Here is a 20,827-nt window from a genome sequence, read left to right as displayed (position 1 = left end):
GAATGACACTTCTTAGACAGCCTCTTTTGTTTTATAAGTTTTGCCTAAATAATATGTCATTTCATTAATTGATATGACTGTTTTGCTATTTCTACTTCTTCATTTGTTGGAATTATTAAAATCTTAGTTTTTGAATTCTTTTTATGAATTTCAGTAATTTTTTTAGCTCTAACGTTATTTTTTTCAGCATCTAACTCAATACCTAGATATTCCATATGAGTACAAACCAATTTTCGAATTACATCAGAGTTTTCTCCAATTCCAGCAGTAAACACTATGGCATCTAATCCATTCATTGCAGCTGCATAAGAACCTATGTATTTTTTAATACGGTATGCATTCATATCTAAGGCTAGCTGACAGTTTTTGTTTCCTTTACTAGCCTCAGCCTCAATATCTCGTAAATCGCTAAAACCTGTTAAACCTAACATACCACTTTCTTTCTGAAGCAAACTATTTACCTCGTCTAATTTATAACCCAAACTATTTACCAAATAAAAAATAATGGCATGGTCAATATCTCCACTTCTACTTCCCATTATAAGTCCAGTTACAGGGCCAAAACCAAGAGAATGGTCAATACTTTTACCATTTTTAATAGCAGTCATACTACAACCATTTCCAAGGTGAATTGTTATTATTTTTGAATTAGCAATTCCTAAATAATCAATTGCTTTTTCTGAAACATATTTATGACTTGTACCGTGAAAACCATACAGTCTAATATGTTCTTCATCAAAAAATTTAGTAGGTATCGCATATTTATAGGCTTCTACTGGTATAGTTTGATGAAAAGCGGTATCAAAAACGGCTATTTGTATTGCTTTTGGAAACATTTTTTCTGCAACTACAATACCCTCATAGTTTGCAGGATTATGCTGTGGTGCTAAAGAAAATAGTGTTTTAATTTTATCTTTTACTTCTTTGTTAATTATAGTTGTATTGGAAAAAGTACTTCCACCGTGAACAACCCTGTGCCCAACTGCTTCAATTTCTGAAGTAGATTTTAATACTCCTGTATTCGCATCTAACAGTAGGTTTACAATTTTTTCTAAACCAATTTTATGGTTTGGAATATCCGTAATCTCATCAATGTTATTTGCGGTCGATTTATAGTGAATTTCGGCATTATTCAAACCTATTCTTTCTACCAATCCTGAACAAATTACATCTTCTTGTGGCATATTAAATAATTGATATTTAATTGAAGAACTCCCCGAGTTTATAACTAATATTTTCATTTTAAATCCCTTGTGCTTGTATTGCTGTTAAAACTACAGTATTAAAAATATCATCTACTGTGCAACCTCTACTTAAATCATTTACTGGCTTATTTAGCCCTTGTAACATTGGTCCAATTGCGAGTGCTCCTGTTTCTCGCTGTACTGCTTTATATGTATTATTACCCGTATTTAAATCTGGGAAAATCAATACATTTGCTTGTCCTGCAACTTCTGAATCTGGCAATTTACTTTTACCTATAGTTGCATCAACGGCAGCATCATATTGTATTGGACCTTCTACTTTTAAATCTGGTCTTTTTTCTTTGATAATTTCAGTTGCTTTTCTTACAATATCAACATCTGCTCCTTTTCCTGAAGCTCCTGAAGAGTATGAAAGCATTGCTATTTTTGGATCTATTCCAAAATTAATGCTTGAATCAGCAGAAGAAATAGCAATTTCTGCCAATTGCTCGGCATTTGGATTTGGGTTAATTGCACAATCACCAAAAACAGAAACTCTGTCTTCTAAACACATAAAAAAGATTGAGGAAACTACAGTTACGCCTGGTTTTGTTCTAATAAACTGTAACGCTGGTCTAATTGTATGTTGTGTTGTATGCGCAGCTCCAGACACCATTCCATCAGCTAAACCTTTATAAACCATCATTGTTCCAAAATAGGAAACATCACCCATCATATCTTCAGCCATAGCCATAGTAATTCCTTTATTTTTTCTTAATTCAAATAATGTATTTATAAATTCTTTGTAATATTCAGATTTTACCGGATTAACAATATTAAATTTATCTATATCAACTTTTAACCCCAAACGAATTATTTTATTTGCAATTTTATCATAATCACCTAAAACCGTTATATCTACAATATCCATAGCTATTAATCTTGCTGCTGCGGTAATTATTCTATCGTCATTTCCTTCAGGTAAAACAATATGTTTGCGTTGTTTTTTTGCTCTTTTTAATAATGCATATTGAAACATTCTTGGAGTAATTCCTTCTTTTTTGAATGTAATTAATTTATCATTTAATTGATCTACATCAACATATTTATCAAATGTATTTAAAGATGTAATTATTTTTTGTTTATTCTTGGCATACATATGTGAACGAACGGCTCCAATTTTATTAGCCACATCAAAAGTTCCCTGTTTAACAGACAATATTGGAACTATTTGAGGTAAACCATTTATTAGTTTTACAATTGGCTCGTCAGGTATAATTCCACCCGTTAAAACAATCCCTGAAATAGCTGGATAATTTGATGAAATATTGGCTTGTAAAGCTCCTAAAATAATATCAGCCCTATCTCCAGGTGTAATTATCAAACAATTTTCTTCTAAATGGGTTAAATAATTTCTTAGCTGCATTGCTCCAACTTTAAAACTAGCTGTTTGGTTATTTATATGTTCTTTACCTAATAAAATTTTAGCACCAATAGCTTTTGCAATTTCTTTTATTGTTGGATTTATTAACGATGGAATTATTGGAATGGCATTAACCAAAACACTTTTAGGTAAATTTTTGTTAACACGATTTTTTACCAATTCAATATTTTTTTCTTGAACTTTATTGGCTATAACAGCTATTACTTCTACCTCTTTTTCTCTAAATGAATCGTATGCTAAATGCAACCCATTAATAAACTCCTCTAATGTTTTACCTACTCCACTTGATACTATAATTACTGGTATTCCTAAATTTTTAGCTATTAAAATATTCGCATCTAACTCTATGGCTGCAGTTTCACTTGAAAAATCAGTTCCTTCTACCAACATAAAATCATTTTTCTCTTCTAATTCCTTATATTTTTCAATAATAGTATCAATTATTTCTCCTTCTTCACCTCTGTTACGCTTATCTATAAACTCTGAACGCGTAAAAGCAAATGCTTCACACGGATCAATATCTAATTCAAAATGTGAAATTATTGTATTGATATGATTGTCTTTTTTCCCTTTTTTAACATCGTTAATTATAGGTCTAAAGTAACCTACTTTTGCTGTTTTACCTAGCAACATTCTCATCAGTCCTAATGCAACAATAGATTTGCCACTATTAGCCTCGCTAGTTGCAATATATATAGCTTTATTCATTATTTTATTTTTTTACAAAGATACTTTAATATTGTTTTATGACCTCTTAAATTATATTAAAATAACAACTTGAATTACTAAATCGTTATCGTATAAAGGCAATTAAATCTCAATAAAAATATCTGTATCTTTGAATACTTAATTTTATTAAAATATGATAACCTTAATTCGTAATATTAAAGAGTTAGTACAAGTTGAAGAAACTCCAAAAAATATGGTTTCAGGGAAAGAAATGAAAATTTTACCTACTATTAAAAATGCCTTTTTGTTGATTGAAAATGATCTAATTAAAGATTTTGGTGAAATGAAAGATTTTAAGAGTATTCCCATTGATAATGTTGTTGATGCTTCAGAAAAAATTGTGCTTCCAACTTGGTGCGATAGCCATACACATATTGTTTATGCAGATAATAGAGAACAAGAATTTATTGATAGAATTAACGGACTCAGTTATGAGGAAATTGCCAATAATGGTGGAGGAATTTTAAATTCCGCTAAAAAATTACAGGTTATTTCAGAAGATAATTTATATAAGCAATCGGCCATACGTATTGAAGAAATAATGCAATTAGGAACGGGTGCTGTTGAAATTAAATCGGGGTATGGTTTAACTAAAGAGGCTGAATTAAAAATGCTACGAGTAATAAAAAAGTTGAATAAGAATTACCCTATTGCAATAAAAGCTACATTTTTAGGTGCTCATGCATTACCTATTGAATTTAAAAATAATAAAAGTGGTTATTTAGATACTGTAATTCAAGAAATTTTACCAATTGTTGCTAAAGAAAATTTAGCTGAATTTATTGATGCTTTTTGCGAAACAGGATATTTTTCAGTGGAAGATACTGAACGTTTATTGAAAGCTGGGGAAAAGTTTGGATTAATTCCTAAAATACATGTCAATCAGTTTACGGCAATAGGAGGAGTCCAAATAGGAGTTAAATACAATGCACTATCTGTAGATCATTTAGAGGAAATGAGAGCTGAAGATATTGAAGTTTTAAAAAACTCAAAAACAATGCCAGTGGCTCTACCATCTTGCTCCTATTTTTTGAGTATACCATATACTCCTGCACGCAAAATAATTAATGCGGGGTTGCCTTTAGCTCTTGCAACAGATTATAATCCAGGTTCAACCCCGTCTGGTAATATGAACTTTGTAGTTTCTACAGCTTGTATAAAAATGAAATTAACCCCTGAAGAAGCAATAAATGCCGCAACAATTAATGGTGCTTATGCTATGGGGCTAGAAAAAACACACGGAAGTATTTGCCGTGGAAAAAAAGCAAATTTTATATTGACAAAAAAAATACCAAGCTATGGTTTTATTCCATATTCATTTGGAAATCACCAAATAGATCAAGTTTTTATTGAAGGGCTAAAAGTTTAATTTATTTATTTCTTTTAAATATTTGACTTAAAAAAGATTTCTTTTCATTTTCATGGTAACCATTCGAATATTTTCCATAGCCGTAACCGTAGCCATAACCATAACCGTAGCCGTATTTTGATTTCACTTTAAAATCATTCAATACAATACTTAAATTTGAAATCTCTTGTTTTATATATTTGTCGTTAATCATTTTTAACATTCCTTTTTGAGAATATGCTTGCCTTAAAACGTAAATTGTTGAATCTGCATATTTTAGTAGTTCAATTGCATCACTAACTAAACCTATTGGGGGCGTGTCTAAAATAATATAATCATACTCTTCTTTTAAACTATTAATTAACTCATCTATTGCAGAGCTAATTAACAATTCTGAAGGATTTGGGGGAAGTGGACCAGCCGTTATTACATCTAAATTAGGTACTTTGGTATGCTGTATAATACTTTCTTTATCTGCTTCAGCAATTAAATAGTTAACAACACCTTTATCATTTGAAATTTCAAAATCTCCAAATATTTTAGGTTTACGTAAATCTAATCCAACTAATATTGTTTTTTACCACCTAAAGCAAAAACGGTGGCTAAGTTAATTGATACAAATGTTTTACCTTCTCCACTAACTGATGAGGTTACAATAATAGTTTTAGACTTATCTTTTAATTCTCTTCCAAACAAAAATTGAATGTTTGATCGTAAGGCTCTAAAAGATTCAGCAACAGTTGATTTTGGCCTTAAAAATACGGCTAAATTATTCTCGGCTTCATTTTTCCCTACAACTCCTAAAATTGGAATTGGTGAAATTCTTTCAATGTCTTCAACCATATAAATTTTGCTATCTAATACTTCTTTAGCTATAATAACAAAAAGTGGCAGTATAATACCAAGCAGCAAAGCTATCATATAGTTAAACGATTTTCTTGGCAAAATATATCCTTGGCCTGTATCTTTTGCCGAATCTAGAACTGATATATCTGAAACCGTTGCAGCAATTGCAATATCAGCTTCGTAACGTTTTTGCATCAAAAAAACATAGTTAGATTCTGTCAATGTATATTTTCGTTGAAAATTTAATAATTTCTGTTCTTTTTTTGGTAGCTTATTTAACTGATAATTATATGTATTTAATCTTTTTTTACTATTTATTAAACTAACATTAGTCGCGTTTTTTAGTGATGATATATTTTCTAATAAAACATTTCTAGCTGTTTCAATCTCTTCATTAAGAAGTTTTAATGAGGGATGATTAGAAGTTACCTCTTTTGCTAATTTCTCTTTTTTAATAGATAATTCTGTTAATTTACCCACCATTGAAGCAATAGAAACATCTTCTATATTAATAATTGCTGGAGCTGGTATTTTTATGTAATTAGAATTTGCTTTGATATACGTTTCTAAATTTTCAAAATACTCAATTCTATCTATTAATTTTTTCTGAATCTTATCTAAACCAGTTGTTTGGGAAAAAATTTCAACCCCTTGGGCTGACAAATCATAAATGGCATTTTGTTGCTTAAATTTCCCTATATTATCTTCTATTAATTTTAAACTATCTGAAGTATTTTTAAACTGTGCATCAATAAATTCTTTTGTACTATACGCATAATTTGTTTTTTGCTCCAATTCATCTTTAGCCAAAACTTCAACAGTTTTATTTAAAAAGTCTACTATTCTATTTTTATTTGGACCTGTTAAAGATATTTCGACTAAAGAAGTTCCTGTTAATCCTTTAGCCCTAATATTTTGGTACTTTTTGGTAGCAGCGTTAATTGAATTTAATTGGATATAATAGGTGCTGTTTTTAATTGTATTTAACTTATTTTTTACTGTTATTTCTGCTTTTAAAAACGGTAAATTTATATATTCTCCTACTGAAAAAGTTTTAGAAAAATTTTGTTTGTCAAAATTAAACTCTTTATACGTTTCATCTTTATAGTTAAGTAGTTTATAATTTATATCCTTTCTAAATTCAACAGATAATGTGAAATTTTTGTCATCAATAAAGTCAATTTTAATAAGTGTATTTAATAATTGGTATTGATTTGGTTGTAGTTTAATCTCAAAAGGTGTTTTTCCATAAACGTCTTCTTTTCTAAAACGTCCTTCTTTGAAATAGTCTATATAAAATTGTAATTCATTTACTACTTTTTCATTATGAGTTCTTGAAATTAATGTTTTTCTAATTGATTCTACTTTATCGCTAACACCTCCCCAATTAAAAGCAATATTAGTACCTGATGAAAAAAGTGGATTTTGTTTTTCTTTCACTACAATTGTAGTACTTAAACCATAAATTTTCTGAGTAGAAATATTAAAATAATAAGCAATGGCAAGAGCAATTGGAATGGTAAACAAAAACCATTTCCAATTTGATATTATTCGAAATATATAATCTTTAATATCTGAAATATGTTCAGCCGGATTTTCAATAAGCTTGAATTTACTTTCCATATATAAATCATTATAAATTTTTAACTAATAATACAGAACTTATAACAAACGACAAAACAGTTAGAATCGTTGAGAAAGTTTGTAACCCTGTGGTTCCTGTTCCCCAAGATTTTTGTTTCAAAGGTGCTACATAAATAATATCATTGGGTTGTATGTAAAAATTTTCAGATTCAAAAACCGCCATATTTGTAAGATCTAATTTATACTTTTTTACGCCATCTAAGGTTTTTCGTATTAAAGCTACATTTTCTCTATTTCCTAATGGCGTAATTTCTCCTGCATTTGCAATGGCATCAATAATAGAAACCTGATTTTGAGTTAAATTAATAGTCCCTGGAGAGCCTACTTCACCTGTAACAACAAACCTTATACCTGCTAATTTAACCGTAACAAAAACTAAATTAGGATTTTTTAAGAATTTACTTAATTCAATTTCAATTTTTGCTCTCACTTCATTTTCTGTATATCCTAATACATTTAAATCTCCAATGTACGGTATTCTTATGTTTCCATGCCTATCAATAGTATAGCCAGAAAAATACAGCCCTTCTCCTCCATTTAAAGTTGTAGTATTTACCGTTTGATTCTTAAATAACAATACTATTTCAGGGTTAGCAGCCTTAATATCAATATACAAAACATCATTTATCTGTAAGCGATAAGGTTCATTATTTAATTTGTAAATATCAGATTTCTTAACTGGTTCTCCTTGAAAATAAGTCATTTGTTTTGTTGTTACACAGGAAGATAAACAACTTAAAAATAACATGTATAAAAAAAGTTTCTTCATATAATTTAATTGAGGGTAAGGCAAATATAATTTTAAATAGCGTATTAAAATAATTTTTCTATTATTTTCGCATTAAATAATTAGGTGAATATGTGGTATAAAATTAAGGCATTCATAACTTTTTTACTTAAATCAACAAATCAACATGGTGTACATTCTCCTTTCGTGTACAATTTAGTAACAAAGTGCTTTTATCACAAAACAAATCTTTCAAAAGTTAATGCATTTAATTCCATCAAACAATGGCTATACAAAAACCATCAAACAATAACTATTACAGATTTTGGAAGTGGTTCTAAAGTTTTTAAAAATAATAAAAGAAAAATTTCTGACATTGCAAAAATAGCTGGTATTAACAATAAAAAAGGTCTCCTTTTATTAAGATTACTCAACTATTTTAAGCCTCAAAATATTTTAGAAATTGGAACTTCTGTAGGATTGAGTACTGCCATTTTAAGTATAGGAAATCCCAATGCCACTATTAATACACTTGAAGGATGTGCTAATACGGCTGCTGTTGCACAAGATTTATTTGACACTTTTAAATTAAAAAATATTAACTTATACGTTGGAAATTTTAAAGATACTTTAACCCCAATTACAACTAAAACTAAATTTGACTTGATTTATTTTGATGGCAACCATCAAAAAGAAGCTACACTTCAATATTTTAATTTGTGTTTAAAAACTGCGCATAATAACTCTATCTTTATTTTCGATGATATAAATTGGTCTAAAGAAATGCAGGAGGCATGGCTTTTAATAAAAAACCACCCAAAAGTAACTGTTACAATTGATACTTTTTTTTGGGGAATTGTCTTTTTTAGAAAAGAACAGATAAAACAACATTTTAAAATTAGAGTTTAGCAAACAATAAATTATTAAATTTACTTTATGAAAATTTATACAAAAACTGGTGATAAAGGAAAAACCTCTCTTTTTGGAGGAAATCGAGTTCCAAAATATCATTTAAGAATTGAAGCATACGGAACCGTTGATGAATTAAATTCATATATTGGACTCATTCGGGATCAAAAAATAGATAAAAACACTTCAACTATTTTATTGAAAATTCAACACGAACTTTTTACTTTGGGTGCTATGTTGGCAACACCTTCTGAAAAGAAAATTTTAAAAAATGGTAAAGAGCGCCTAAATATCTCAAAAATAAATAATACATCTGTAATACTTCTAGAGAATGAAATTGATGCTATGAATGAAATTTTACCAAAGATGACTCATTTTATTTTACCTGGTGGGCACACAACAGTGTCATTCTGTCACATTGCACGTTGTATCTGTAGAAGAGCTGAGCGTATAGCCACACAATTAAGTGATGAAAGTTATGTTGAGGAAGATATATTGATCTATTTAAATAGACTTTCTGACTATCTTTTTGTACTGGCACGAAAATTGACAATTGACAATAACGCTCAAGAAATACGTTGGATTCCTGAGAAAATAAAATAAGTTCTTTCAAATACAAAAAAAAAGTAATAAAAAACTTGACTATTTGAGTAAAAAAATTATTTTTGCAAAAATTTAATACGAGAAACGTATGTATTGGACACTAGAATTAGCATCTTATTTAGCAGATGCACCTTGGCCAGCGACAAAAGACGAACTAATTGATTATGCAATTAGAACAGGAGCTCCTTTGGAAGTTGTAGAAAATCTTCAAGAAGTTGAAGATGAAGATGAAAATTTTGAATCAATAATTGAAATTTGGCCAGATTATCCTTCTGAAGATGATTATCTCTGGAATGAAGATGAATATTAAAAAAACAAAATTCAAAAAAAGTCTCTACTGAGACTTTTTTTTGGTTAATTAACTATATTTTAAACATATTTTAGGGCTTTTAAAATTAAAATATTTTAAATTCGCTTATAAATAAAATAACTAAATACGATTACACTTAAAAAGAGAGTAATCCCTAAAAATTGACACAGTAAACTATGAGTATTATAAATTCAGTTCTTAAAATATTTGTTGGAGACAAAAAAAAGAAAGACTTAAAAATACTTCAACCAATTGTTAATAAAGTTAAATATTTTGAAGAAGAAATATCAAATTTAACAAATGACCAATTGCGTGAAAAAACATTTATTTTTAAGCAAAAAATAGCTGATGCCACAAAAGAATATACTTCAAAAATTAAGAGTTTAGAAGAAGAAGCACGTACTGCAAACGTAGATAGAAAAGAAGAAATATATTCAGAAATAGATACTTTAAAAGATGAATTGTATAAGGCTTCAGAAAAAATATTAGATGAAATTACGCCAGAAGCTTTTGCAGTAGTTAAAGAAACTGCAAAACGATTTAATGACAATGAAACTATTACTGTAACAGCAACTCCCTTTGATAGAGAACTTTCTTCAATAAAAGAAAATATTACTTTAGATAATGATAAAGCTATTTGGTCAAATACTTGGGATGCACAAGGAAAAAAAGTTACATGGGATATGGTACATTACGATGTACAACTTATTGGTGGTTCTGTATTACACCAAGGTAAAATAGCCGAAATGATGACTGGTGAGGGTAAAACATTAGTTTCTACATTACCCATTTATTTAAATGCCTTAACCGGAAATGGTGTTCATGTTGTAACTGTAAATGATTACTTAGCTAAGCGTGACGCTGCTTGGATGGGGCCAATATTTGAATTTCACGGTTTAAGTGTAGATTGTATAGATCATCATCAACCAAATTCTGATGCAAGAAAAAAAGCCTACAATTCAGATATTACATACGGAACAAACAATGAATTTGGATTTGATTATTTGCGAGATAATATGGCTCATTCTCCTAATGACCTTGTACAAAGACCACATAACTATGCCATTGTAGATGAAGTTGATTCTGTTTTAATAGATGATGCACGTACACCATTAATTATTTCTGGTGCAACTGCAAATGCTGATCGTCATGAATTTAACGAACTAAAACCCGTTGTAGACAGCCTTGTTTCTACACAACGCAATTATCTTACAGGTGTGTTGGTTGAAGTAAAAAAACTAATTAAAGAAGGAAATACGAAAGATGGTGGTTTTTTACTACTCCGTGTTTTTAGAGGATTACCTAAAAGTAAAGCATTAATTAAGTTTTTAAGTCAAGAAGGTATCAAACAACTCTTGCAAAAAACTGAAAATCATTATATGCAAGATAACAATCGTGAAATGCCAAAAATTGACGAGGAGTTATATTTTGTAATAGATGAAAAAAATAACTCGATAGAGTTAACCGATAAAGGAATTAATTTTTTATCAGGAGACAATGGAGATGATAACTTCTTTATTTTACCAGATTTAAGCACTGAAATTGGAAAAATAGAAAATGAAAATAATAGTCCTGAAGAAATAATTAGAAAAAAAGAAGAATTATACCGTGACTATAGCATAAAAAGTGAGCGCATACACACAATGAATCAACTATTAAAAGCATATACTTTATTTGAAAAAGATATTGAATATGTTATTATGGATGATAAAATTAAGATAGTTGATGAGCAAACTGGACGTATTATGGAAGGGCGTCGTTATTCTGATGGTTTGCATCAAGCAATTGAAGCTAAAGAAAATGTAAAGATTGAAGATGCCACTCAAACTTATGCCACTGTAACTCTTCAAAACTATTTTAGAATGTACCGAAAACTTGCTGGTATGACAGGTACAGCCATTACTGAAGCAGGTGAGTTTTGGGATATTTATAAATTAGATGTTATAGAAATCCCAACTAATGTGCCTCTAATACGTGATGATAAAGAAGATTTAATTTACAAAACCAAACGTGAAAAATACAACGCTGTAATAGATGAAATAGTGAACTTGGTAAACCAAGGTCGTCCAGTACTAGTTGGTACAACATCTGTAGAAATATCAGAATTATTGGGTAAAATGCTTGGTATTCGAAAAATCAACCACAATGTCTTAAATGCAAAACTCCATAAAAAAGAAGCTGATATTGTCGCTGAAGCAGGAAATGCAGGTATAGTTACCATTGCAACTAATATGGCTGGTCGGGGAACTGACATCAAATTATCTGATGAAGTAAAAGCGGCAGGTGGTTTAGCAATTATTGGTACAGAACGCCATGATTCTCGCCGTGTTGACAGGCAATTACGTGGTCGTGCTGGTCGTCAAGGAGACCCTGGTTCCTCTCAATTCTATGTATCGCTTGAAGATAATCTTATGCGTTTATTTGGTTCAGAACGAATTGCAAAAATGATGGATAGGATGGGGTTAAAAGATGGAGAAGTAATTCAACATTCTATGATTACCAAATCTATAGAAAGAGCACAACAGAAGGTAGAAGAAAATAACTTTGGGGTTCGTAAAAGATTATTAGAATATGATGATGTTATGAATTCTCAGCGTGAGGTTGTTTACAAACGTCGTCGCCATGCATTATATGGAGACCGTTTACAGGTTGATATTGTTAATATGGTTTATGATACCTGCAATTTACTAATTAGAGAAAATAAACTTGCAGATGATTATCAAAATTTTGAATTTGAATTAATTCGTTTTTCTTCAACAAGTTCTCCTTTTACTGAAGATGAATTTAAAGCCTTATCTGAACAAGAGCTTACGGATAAACTTTTTGACGTAGTTTATAAACATTATAAAGAAAAATTAGAGCGTAGTGCTAAAGCTGCATATCCTGTTATTAAGGATGTTTATGAAAATCAAGGTGATAAATATGAACGAATTGTTGTTCCTTTTACCGATGGCACAAAAGAACTTAAAGTTGTTACAAACTTAAAGGAAGCTTATGAATCTGAAGGGAAAGGATTGGTAACCGATTTTGAGAAAAACATAACATTGGCAATTATTGATGATACTTGGAAAGACCACTTACGCCAAATGGATGAATTAAAACAATCTGTTCAAAACGCAACTTACGAACAAAAAGATCCCCTTTTAATTTATAAATTTGAATCGTTTGAATTATTCAACAGTATGCTTGATACGATAAACAAAGATGTATTATCTTTCTTATTTAAAGGAGAACTACCTTCTCAAGATTCCAGTCAGGTTTCTCAAGCAAAAGAACAAAAAAGAGATAAAGTTCATTTAAGTAAAGAAGAATATCATAGTCAAACTGAAACTACACAAACCAATCAAACACAACAGCCACAAATTGTTGAAACCATTGTTCGTACAGAACGTAAAATTGGTAGAAATGAACGAGTTACAATAAAGCATGTGATGAGTGGTGAGAATAAATCTCTAAAATACAAACAAGCAATACCTCTAATTCAAAAAGGAGATTGGGTACTTGTTGAAGAATAGATTTAGCATAAAAAAACTCAAAATATTTTGAGTTTTTTTATGCTTAAAATGTATTTATATTTTTTTATTTTTATCATATGGTATACTGCTTAATAGATGGTTTATGGCAGCAACCCTTGCAAAAGTTTTTCTATTAGCTCTAATTATTTTCCAAGGAACATTAGCACCCTCTATTGTTTTTTCAAACATTAAATTCTTATATTTTGTATAAAGATCCCATAATTCTTGTGCTCTTTCATCTACAGCCGTCATTTTCCATTGTTTTAGAGGGTCTCTTTTAATCTCATCAAAACGTTTGGCTTGTTCTTTTTTTGAAATTGACATATAAATTTTCACCAATCGTATACCAGATTCTGTAATCATACGTTCAAAATCATTTACTTGATTCATGAAAATATCGTACTCTTCTTGAGTACAAAAATCATTCACTGGTTCTACAACTGCTCTATTATACCAACTTCTATCAAAAAACACAATTTCTCCAGCTTTTGGGAACTGTCTAACATATCGTTGAAAATACCATTGAGATTGCTCATCTTCAGTTGGTTTTGGCAATGCTACAATACGAAGATGACGTGGATTCATTCTTTCAATAGTTCTTCTAATTGCACCACCTTTTCCTGCAGCATCTCTTCCTTCGAAAATTACTATTATACGTTCATTTTCATCTATTGCCCAAGATTGCAATCTTATTAATTCAACTTGTAATTTTTTTAATTTTTTTCATATTTAACATATCTAACTGCTTTTTCTAGATTGTATGGCTCTTTAGATAATAGCGCAGTTAATCCCTTATTGGTATTTAAAATTTCTACATCTTCCTTTGTTAAAATATATTCTTCGTGCATAATTAATCTATTTGGTTTGATGAACGATAATACCTTGTAATCACATTAGGATCTGGAAATAATGAAGTTGACGCTTCCTCTTTGCCATCATAATTAAATTGTGATAAGACGTACCTTATAGACTCTAAACGTGCAATTTTTTTGTCATTAGCCCTTACAATAATCCAAGGGCTATAACTTGTATGCGTTTTACTAAACATTTGTTCTTTGTAATAACTATAAGTATCCCAAAGTTCTTGCCCTTTTTTATCAACAGGGCTAAATTTCCAACGTTTTAAAGGAGTTTCTAAACGGGCATTAAAGCGTGTTAATTGTTCTTCTTTTGAGATAGAAAACCAAAATTTAATTATAGTCATACCATCTTCATATAACATATGCTCAAATTCAGGAACTTGAACCATAAATTTTTGATATTGATCTTCAGTACAAAAACTCATAACTGGCTCAACAACAGCTCTGTTATACCAACTTCTATCAAAAAAAATAATTTCTCCTGGATTGGGTAATTTTTTAATATAACGTCTAAAGTACCATTGGCCTCGTTCAACATTTGTTGGCTTAGTTAATGCAACTACACGCATTGATCTGGGATTTAAATGCTCTGTAAATCTACGTATATTACCACCTTTTCCAGCGGCATCTCTTCCTTCAAAAATAATAGAAACACGTTTGTTATTTTTTGAAATCCATTGTTGTAGTTTAACCAACTCAATTTGTAAACGGCGTAATTCTTCTTCATAAAATATTCTTTTATTTACCTTATCAGTTGGAATATTTTTTGTTTAATTATTTGTAAAAGCTCATTATTAGAAGTAGCTTTATTAAAATCGTCAATAGTAAGTTTTGGCGTTTCTTCCATTATTCATTGTTTTCAATTGTTATACAATTCGCTGGATTATTTGATAGTTGCAACTTGGCATCAGATGGAGAAATATATGGTATTCCCAATCCTAATCCACGCAAAATAAACAATAATCCAATAATTACAACAAAAACAGGAATTACTTTTTGAATTTTCACTCTTAAAGATACATTTACAAAGTTTCCTAATAACACAGCAGCTGTCATCATAGGAATTGTTCCCAAACCAAATAAAAACATATAAAACACACCTTGAATTTCATTTCCTGTAGAAATTGAGCCTATTAATGCCATATAAACGAGGCCACAAGGTAAAAACCCATTAAAAAAGCCTATTGAAAATAGTGCTTTATTCGATTTTTTGTTCAAATAAAGTCCTAATTTATATTTAACCTGACCTATTAAACTATAGAGTGGTTTTGAAAAATTGTATTTATTAAAAATTGTTACTGGAATAATCACCAAAGCAATCATAATTACTCCCATTAAAATTGACAAGCGTTGCTGAAAACCGGCTAAGTAAAGCCCTTTTCCAACAAATCCGAATAGCAACCCTATTAAAGAATAGCTTAACAATCTTCCTAAGTGGTATAAAAACACTTGAATAAATAGTGTAGATTTGGATGATCTATCTACAGGTAAAACGAAGGCTATTGGTCCGCACATACCTATACAATGAAAACTTCCTGCTAAACCTAAAACAAGTGCTGTCCAAAGCATATTAGTACATTATTTTTTCTTTAAACAAATAAGTATTTTTATTTACAGTCCATTCAATTTTAACATTCCACCTACCTTCAACTAAATTTTTATCGGTCAAAAGATATTTATTTGTGATTAATTTAATAGGTAAGTTAAAATCTATTTTATCATTTGATGGTCTTTGAAAATATATAGTTCCAGAAATTTGTGTTGGTTCAAATTCTGAAGGAAAATAAATGGTTAATCCTGAAGCTTCCTTTTTAATGGTGACATTCTCTTTTAATTTAGCCCCTCTATTTTGGTTATCAATCTCTTGCTGATAATTAAGTTCATCTTTATAATAATCATCTGAAACCAAGTGATGATCATAAGCAGGTATAAATGTAGCTTTATAAACGAATGATAGTATAAAAATTACAAAAGATATAATTGCTATAATAATTCCTGTTGGCCAGCTTATTTTAAATTTTACTTGCATATAACATAATTGTTTTTAAGTATAGTATCATTTAAAATTATTTTTTTTAATTAAAAATGATACTACATCATTTTTTTTAATTAATTTTTAGTGGACCTGTGAAATTAGTTCTGGTAGTTGCAACCAATTTACCCTTGTAATAAATTCCTATTTTTAATTTTTCTTTTGACGAAGTTAAATCTTTTTTATCAATCTCAATAAATAATGTTCCTTCTTTTAACCCTTGCTTTTTAACATTTAGGTTACCTCCTACCAAATCAATTTTTCCTTTATGAGATATCAATTTAACTTCAACATTTTCAAAATCTTCTGTTGTTTTATTAATTAACTTAATAGTGTATACATTCTTTATTGTGGTATTTGTACTTTGAAAAGTTTGCCCCGGTAGTCTTAGTACTGTTGCTTCCACATCAGTTCTTAAAAATAACATTGTTAAGAACACTCCTATTAAAACTATTAATACTGTTGAATAAGCTATTAAACGTGCATTAAACTTAAACTTTTCTTTTTTCTCAATGTTATCTTCTGAGGCATAACGAATAAGCCCTCTTTCAAATCCAACATTATCCATCATAGCGTCACATGCATCAATACAGGCAGTACAATTTATACATTCTAATTGTGTTCCATTTCTTATGTCAATTCCTGTTGGACATACTTGTACACACTGTTTACAGTCTATACAATCTCCAACACCAAGTTCTTCTCTATCTTCATTTTTACGCAATGGTTTCCTGCCATTTTCAGCTTCTCCTCTAACAAAATCATAGGCTACATTAATAGATTTATTATCTAACAACACTCCTTGTAACCTTCCATAAGGGCAAACAATTATACAAACTTGCTCTCTAAACCAAGCAAAAATAAAATAAAAAACTGCCGTAAAAGCTAAAAGTTTTAAAAGGGTACTTATGTGTTGCTCTGGCCCTTCAGAGATGTAACCCAATACTTTATCAGAACCAACAAAGTATGCTAAAAATATGTTTGCAATAAGAAATGATATTATAAAGAAAATAACCCATTTTAAAAGACGTTTTCTAATTTTCTCAGCATTCCACTCTTGTTTATCTAATTTAATTTGTTTGGATCGGTCTCCTTCTATTAAGTACTCTACTTTTCTAAATACCATTTCCATAAAAATAGTTTGTGGGCACATCCATCCACAAAATATTCTACCAAAAACCACCGTAAATAGTATTATAAATACAACGCTAACAAGCATTGAAATAACTAATAAATAAAAATCTTGTGGCCAAAAGGGATAACCAAAAATATTAAATTTTCTTTCAAAAACATTAAACAATAAAAATTGATTCCCTTTAATTTTAATAAATGGAGCAGAAACCAAAAAAGCTAAAAGTACCCAACTAACATAGGTTCTGTAATTATAAAATTTACCTTTAGGTTTTTTTGGAAATATAAAATTTCTTTTCCCACTTTCACTTATTGTACCTATAGAATCTCTAAACTTCTCTTTTTCTTGTTGTTTCATACTTAAATAAATAAGGCTGTTTTTAATAATTTTATGTAGTATGCAAATTTATGATTTAATAAACAATCATATAGATACAAATGTGACAAAAAATTAAAAACAGCCTAATTACTACTAACTAAAAAAATCAAAAAACTTAGCCCTCAATTGAGGGCTAATCTTTTAAATATTATTCTTCTGGCCAAATTATATCTCCCTGCGCAGGTTTTGGGGTTGCTGGTTTTGTTCCTTGCATTGAAATAATATAACTTGCTAACTGTATTCTTTCTTCTCTGGATATAGTAGATTCCCAAGGTATCATACCTTTACCTGGTCTTCCTCCTTTTGATATGGTATTGTATATGTTTTTTACACCTCCACCTAAAATCCAGTGGTTGTCTGTTAAGTTGGGACCTATACTACCTCCCAAATCAGCTAAATGGCAAGCAGAGCAAGTTTTAGAACTAAATAACTCTTTTCCTTTTGCAATATTTTCAGCATCAGTGAAAGCCACAATGTTAGCATCATCAAATAATTCTGGATGGTCTTTTTTATATTGTTCTACTTCAGCTTTTCCCTGAGCTAGCTCAGCTGCATATTCTTTAGCTTGACTATATTTTTCTGAATTATAAAATACTTGAGTATAATAAAATATACTAATTACAATGGTAATATAAAACCCGTACAACCACCAAGGTGGAAGTACATTATCAAGCTCTCTAATGCCGTCGTAATCATGGTCTAGCATTATATCTTCTTCGGTTCCCAATTCATGAGCTTTGGTTAAAGATTTCATAAATCTTTTCCAACCCGATATATTTTCTGAATTTTTATTCATGATTATTTTCTTTACTGTTAGTATCGTTTTCTAAAGGTAATTGGCTTATTTCATCAATTTTATTTTTAGGAAGTTTTATAACAATAATAAACATTGTAATAAAAACTATAAAAAAGAGTAATAATGAAATAATGGGATATATTTCAATTCCATCCATACCATCAAAATTATGCGATATAAATTTTAACATAACTAGTTATTTTAATGCTGTTTTATTTGATGCTTTAATATCAGTTCCTAGACGTTGTAAATAAGCAATTAAAGCTACAATTTCTTTATTTTGAATATTACTATTTCCATAATTTTTTACAAATTCTGGATCTTGTCTTAAATTATTTTCAATTTTTTTTGCTTGAGCTAAAATACTTTGCTTAGCATTCTTAATTTCTTCTTCGCTATAAGGGACTCCTAATTTTACTAAGCCTCTCATTTTAGCTTCTATATCCGATGCATTCAAATTATCTTTAATTATCCATGAATAACGTGGCATAATTGAGCCTGGTGATGTAGAACGAGGATCTAGCATATGATTAAAATGCCAATTATCGTTGTATTTACCTCCAATTCTATGTACATCTGGTCCAGTTCTACGAGACCCCCATAAGAATGGATGGTCATATACAAATTCTCCTGCTTTTGAGTATTCTCCATAACGCTCAACTTCTGAACGGAAAGGACGTATCATTTGAGAATGACAATTATTACACCCTTCACGCATGTATATATCTCTCCCTTCTAATTCTAAAGGAGTATAAGGTTTAACGCTTGATATTGTTGGAATATTTGATTTTACTAAAATTAAAGGAACAATTTCAACCAATCCTCCTATTAAAATTGCCACAGTAGTTAGAATAGTAAATAATACTGTTCTTCTTTCTAACCAGGTGTGCCAACCTTCTCCTGCAATTCGTTGTCCACTAATTTTTTTCAAAGGCATAGCTTCTGCCAACTCATCTTCAACTGTTGAACCTGCTTTGGCTGTTTTAATAACATTATATGCTAATAAAATAAAACCTGTTAAATACAATGTACCACCAATGGCACGCATTGCATACATTGGAATTACTTGAGTTACTGTTTCTAAAAAGTTACCATAAACTAAGGTGCCATCAGGATTGAATTGTTTCCACATAAATGCTTGTGTAAATCCAGCTACATACAATGGAATAGCGTAAAATAAAATTCCAAGTGTGCCAATCCAAAAGTGAATATTGGCTAATTTGGTAGAGTATAATTCTGTTTTCCATAATTTAGTTGCCAGCCAATAAACAATCCCAGCAATCATAAATCCATTCCAAGCTAAAGCTCCTATATGAACATGACCAACAATCCAATCAGTATAGTGACCTATAGCATTTACATTTTTAAAGGATAACATTGGCCCTTCAAATGTAGCCATACCATAACCTGTAATTGCTACCACAAAGAATTTTAATACTGGATCCTCACGAACCTTATCCCAAGCTCCACGTAAGGTCAACAAACCATTAATCATTCCTCCCCAGGATGGGAAAATTAACATTACGGAAAATACTGTACCTAAATTTTGTGCCCATTCAGGTAATGCTGTATAAAGTAAATGGTGAGGGCCTGCCCAAATATATAGAAATATTAATGTCCAAAAGTGAATTATAGATAATCTATAAGAATAAACAGGTCTATTAGCTACTTTAGGAACAAAATAGTACATTAATCCTAAAATTGGAGTAGTTAGGAAAAATGCTACAGCATTATGTCCATACCACCATTGTACCATTGCATCTTGAACACCTGCATACACTGAGTAACTTTTAAATGCAGTTACTGGCAATTCTAAATTATTGAAAATATAAAGAACAGCAATTGTTACCACTGTAGCTATATAAAACCATATTGCGACATAAATATGGCGTTGTCTTCTTTTTAAAATAGTTCCAATTAAGTTAATACCAAAAATAACCCATATTAAAACAACTGCTATATCAATTGGCCATTCTAACTCTGCATATTCTTTAGTTGAGGTAAACCCTAGTGGTAATGTTATTGCTGCAGCTACAATAATGGCCTGCCATCCCCAAAAATGAATTCGACTTAAAACATCATTAAACATTCTTGCTTTTAATAATCTTTGGGTTGAATAATATACTCCTAGAAAGATTCCATTACCAACAAAAGCAAAAATAACTGCATTGGTGTGCAATGGGCGTAAACGCCCAAAACTTAACCAAGAGATTGCATTATCGGCTCCAGCAAATTCTAATAGTCCCGGGTAAACAAAAAGTAAGGCTACTGTAAGCCCTACTAACATCCCTACAATTCCCCATAGAATTGTAGCCCAAAGAAACATTTTTACGATTTTATTATCATAATAAAACTGTTCTTTTTCCATAC

At 30.0% G+C, this 20,827-nt stretch carries 16 protein-coding genes and 2 pseudogenes; 5 read left to right on the top strand and 13 right to left on the bottom strand.

The window, feature by feature from the left end; genetic code table 11:
* Positions 1–56: 56 nt before the first annotated feature.
* Together Lupro_RS01130 and pta are read right to left on the bottom strand one after the other, a co-directional pair.
* Positions 57–1,241, bottom strand: a complete 1,185-nt coding sequence (locus tag Lupro_RS01130) for an acetate/propionate family kinase (RefSeq protein WP_068205661.1) — start codon at positions 1,239–1,241, stop codon at positions 57–59.
* Position 1,242: 1 nt separating this feature from the next.
* The gene (gene pta, locus Lupro_RS01125; protein ID WP_068205660.1) at positions 1,243–3,336 is read right to left on the bottom strand and encodes a phosphate acetyltransferase; all 2,094 of its coding nucleotides are present in this window, start codon (positions 3,334–3,336) and stop codon (positions 1,243–1,245) included.
* 154 nt (positions 3,337–3,490) lie between these two features.
* Here pta and hutI point away from each other — a divergent pair, with 154 nt between their 5' ends.
* Positions 3,491–4,726, top strand: a complete 1,236-nt coding sequence (hutI, locus tag Lupro_RS01120) for an imidazolonepropionase (protein ID WP_068205659.1) — start codon at positions 3,491–3,493, stop codon at positions 4,724–4,726.
* A gap of 1 nt (position 4,727) precedes the next feature.
* Here the strand turns inward: hutI and Lupro_RS01115 are convergent, their stop codons facing one another.
* The 3 genes from Lupro_RS01115 to Lupro_RS01105 are packed head-to-tail and all read right to left on the bottom strand — an operon-like array spanning position 4,728 to position 7,964.
* Positions 4,728–5,225 carry a tyrosine-protein kinase family protein gene (locus Lupro_RS01115; RefSeq protein WP_237049967.1) on the bottom strand — a complete coding sequence of 166 codons (498 nt, stop codon included), beginning with the start codon at positions 5,223–5,225 and terminating at the stop codon, positions 4,728–4,730.
* Positions 5,226–5,269: 44 nt separating this feature from the next.
* Positions 5,270–7,174 carry a GumC family protein gene (locus tag Lupro_RS01110; protein WP_068205657.1) on the bottom strand — a complete coding sequence of 635 codons (1,905 nt, stop codon included), beginning with the start codon at positions 7,172–7,174 and terminating at the stop codon, positions 5,270–5,272.
* Positions 7,175–7,184: 10 nt separating this feature from the next.
* Positions 7,185–7,964, bottom strand: coding sequence for a polysaccharide biosynthesis/export family protein (locus Lupro_RS01105; RefSeq protein ID WP_068205656.1), 780 nt, complete (start codon positions 7,962–7,964; stop codon positions 7,185–7,187).
* Between the two features lie 90 nt (positions 7,965–8,054).
* Between Lupro_RS01105 and Lupro_RS01100 the strand changes: the two genes are divergently transcribed.
* From Lupro_RS01100 to secA, 4 genes are all read left to right on the top strand, one after another.
* Complete coding sequence (locus tag Lupro_RS01100; RefSeq protein ID WP_068205655.1) at positions 8,055–8,831, top strand: O-methyltransferase; 777 nt, start codon at positions 8,055–8,057, stop codon at positions 8,829–8,831.
* A 27-nt stretch (positions 8,832–8,858) separates the two neighbouring features.
* Positions 8,859–9,434: a cob(I)yrinic acid a,c-diamide adenosyltransferase gene (locus Lupro_RS01095; RefSeq protein WP_068205654.1), complete on the top strand. Its 576-nt coding sequence runs from the start codon at positions 8,859–8,861 to the stop codon at positions 9,432–9,434.
* 88 nt (positions 9,435–9,522) lie between these two features.
* Positions 9,523–9,744 (top strand): DUF2795 domain-containing protein, encoded by a 222-nt coding sequence (locus Lupro_RS01090; protein WP_068205653.1) that lies wholly within the window; start codon positions 9,523–9,525, stop codon positions 9,742–9,744.
* A 176-nt stretch (positions 9,745–9,920) separates the two neighbouring features.
* Entirely contained in the window at positions 9,921–13,259 is a 3,339-nt protein-coding gene (secA, locus tag Lupro_RS01085) for a preprotein translocase subunit SecA (RefSeq protein ID WP_068205652.1), read from the top strand.
* Positions 13,260–13,313: 54 nt separating this feature from the next.
* Here secA and ppk2 (Lupro_RS01080) read toward each other — a convergent pair.
* From ppk2 (Lupro_RS01080) to ccoN, 8 genes and pseudogenes are all read right to left on the bottom strand, one after another.
* Positions 13,314–14,107 (bottom strand): annotated as a pseudogene (gene ppk2 / locus Lupro_RS01080) (polyphosphate kinase 2).
* Positions 14,108–14,109: 2 nt separating this feature from the next.
* Positions 14,110–14,966: pseudogene (gene ppk2 / locus Lupro_RS01075) on the bottom strand (polyphosphate kinase 2).
* Positions 14,966–15,688 (bottom strand): sulfite exporter TauE/SafE family protein, encoded by a 723-nt coding sequence (locus Lupro_RS01070; RefSeq protein ID WP_068205651.1) that lies wholly within the window; start codon positions 15,686–15,688, stop codon positions 14,966–14,968. Before Lupro_RS01070 ends, ppk2 (Lupro_RS01075) begins: the two are co-directional and overlap by 1 nt.
* A 1-nt stretch (position 15,689) precedes the next feature.
* Complete coding sequence (locus tag Lupro_RS01065) at positions 15,690–16,148, bottom strand: FixH family protein (RefSeq protein WP_068205650.1); 459 nt, start codon at positions 16,146–16,148, stop codon at positions 15,690–15,692.
* A 76-nt stretch (positions 16,149–16,224) separates the two neighbouring features.
* Positions 16,225–17,640 carry a cytochrome c oxidase accessory protein CcoG gene (gene ccoG / locus Lupro_RS01060; RefSeq protein ID WP_068205649.1) on the bottom strand — a complete coding sequence of 472 codons (1,416 nt, stop codon included), beginning with the start codon at positions 17,638–17,640 and terminating at the stop codon, positions 16,225–16,227.
* 169 nt (positions 17,641–17,809) lie between these two features.
* Positions 17,810–18,457, bottom strand: coding sequence for a cbb3-type cytochrome c oxidase N-terminal domain-containing protein (locus Lupro_RS01055; protein ID WP_068205648.1), 648 nt, complete (start codon positions 18,455–18,457; stop codon positions 17,810–17,812).
* Positions 18,450–18,647 carry a cytochrome C oxidase subunit IV gene (locus Lupro_RS01050; protein WP_068205647.1) on the bottom strand — a complete coding sequence of 66 codons (198 nt, stop codon included), beginning with the start codon at positions 18,645–18,647 and terminating at the stop codon, positions 18,450–18,452. The genes Lupro_RS01055 and Lupro_RS01050 overlap by 8 nt, the downstream gene beginning before the upstream one ends.
* Before the next feature lie 6 nt (positions 18,648–18,653).
* A complete protein-coding gene (gene ccoN, locus Lupro_RS01045; protein ID WP_068205646.1) occupies positions 18,654–20,825 on the bottom strand; it encodes a cytochrome-c oxidase, cbb3-type subunit I in 2,172 nt (723 codons plus the stop codon).
* Positions 20,826–20,827: the final 2 nt, after the last annotated feature.

Origin of the sequence: Lutibacter profundi (genome assembly GCF_001543325.1) — a bacterium.
Lineage (GTDB): Bacteria > Bacteroidota > Bacteroidia > Flavobacteriales > Flavobacteriaceae > Lutibacter > Lutibacter profundi.
This window is presented reverse-complemented; position numbering and strand designations above follow the sequence as displayed.